Source organism: Camelimonas fluminis (assembly GCF_014656355.1).
Lineage (GTDB): Bacteria > Pseudomonadota > Alphaproteobacteria > Rhizobiales > Beijerinckiaceae > Camelimonas > Camelimonas fluminis.
Window position 1 is genome coordinate 1 of sequence record NZ_BNCG01000126.1, and the last position, 1,631, is coordinate 1,631.

At 59.4% G+C, this 1,631-nt stretch carries 2 protein-coding genes; one reads left to right on the forward strand and one right to left on the reverse strand.

All coding sequences use genetic code 11. The annotated features are described in order from the left end of the window. Positions 1–250, reverse strand: a 250-nt coding sequence (locus IE243_RS23705; RefSeq protein ID WP_244643330.1) for a hypothetical protein, incomplete at its 3' end; no start/stop codon positions are given. Between the two features lie 176 nt (positions 251–426). Here IE243_RS23705 and IE243_RS23710 point away from each other — a divergent pair. Then, positions 427–879: a transposase gene (locus IE243_RS23710; protein ID WP_244643331.1), complete on the forward strand. Its 453-nt coding sequence runs from the start codon at positions 427–429 to the stop codon at positions 877–879. Positions 880–1,631 lie beyond the last annotated feature (752 nt).

Genomic DNA, 1,631 nt, shown 5'->3' on the forward strand with positions numbered 1-1,631 from the left:
CCGTGGAATCCATGCCCACGATCGCGTGGAATCGATGCCCATCATCCGTGGAATCCGCAATGCGGTCGGCAAATCGATGCGTCAGATCCGGCAGGCTGTCGGCAGCAACGTGGTTGATCCCAAGCTCCTGACCTACGCTGAAAGGCTGCAGTACGAAGGATTTCTGCGGCGCCAGCAAACGAATGAGGCGGTCCGTGAACTGGCGAAGGTGGGAACCCCGATCCGGCAGATTGTCCGCCAAACCGGCCATAGCCGGAAACTTGTCCGCGATGTACTACGCGGTCAGCGCCTCGACGTTTTCCGGACGCGGCCAGCTCGCTCGATAGCTGGCTGCCCTGGCTCAACAGCCGCTGGGAACAAGGGGCCCGAAATGCCCTTGCGCTCTGGCGCGAGATGAAGGCAAAGGGGTTTCCAGGACAGAGCGGTGTGGTGTCACAGTGGGCCCAGCGCCGGCGGCTTGCAGCGAAAGCCAATCAGAGCGGGCTCGCCCGGACGCCATCAGCGCGCGTTATCGCCCGACTGATGACAGTCGCACGTGATGGTCTGGCAGAATCTGAGGCGATCCTGGTCGCGGCGATCGAGGTGAACGTTCCGGAACTTGTCGTAGCCCGCACGGCGATCGGCGACTTCCAGTCCATGATCCGCTCAAAGACAGCGCGCAGACTTGATGACTGGCTTGTAGCAGCCAGGAGCAGTTTGATTGGATCGTTTGCCAACGGCGTCGAAAAGGACCTGGATGCCGTTCGCAACGCCATTGTCTCCCCTTGGTCGAATGGGCAAACCGAAGGTCAGATCACACGTCTGAAGCTCATCAAGCGTCAGATGTACGGACGTGCGAAGCTTGACCTCCTGCAGGCCCGATTGGTCGGCGCAACATAGAGACACTCACTTCAGCAAAAGTGCGTCAGAGCCTTAAGTGCGCGAAGCTTTTCAACACCTGTTCAGATATGCAGTCGTTCCTCTTGCCGAACTGGCTGATTCGTTGCAAACGAAGCATAACGTCAAATAAATCACGTTGGGGGCAATGGGAGCGAAGACAGACGCGGAGACGGTTTGCGAGTTCGCACAGTATGTCGTGAACCGAAATCCTGTAATCATACTTGGCAGCGGCGCATCCGCCGCGCACGGTGTACCAGGCATGTGGCCACTGGCGCAGATGCTGCAGGCAGCGGCGGTCCCAGGCGTTTGGACAGCTGGCGAGATTACACAATGGGACGCATTCAAAGCGCAGCTAGCGGGCGGTGCCGGCTTGGAGTCAGCACTAGGCTCGATACGTCTCACCGAAAGACAGACCGATTTCGTCGCTACCGAGACACGCCGCTTTCTTATGCCGTATGACCTCGCTGTCATGTCCCTCCTCTTGGCCGACAGGCGATCGCTTCCACTGTCTCGACTGATACGGCACGTGTTCCGTAGCGCCCAGACGGCGATCAACGTGGTCACGCCCAATTACGACCGCCTGGCGGAGTTCGCTGCCGACGCTGCGGAGTTTCCGTTTTACACCGGCTTCAATCCTGGCCTGCTTCAAGGTCGGGGACGAGGAACGCGTCAACCCAGACGCGCCGACAAGACCGACTGTACGTCGTCAGAACATTTGGCGCAGATCGCGGCGTAAATTAGCGGAGTGCGGG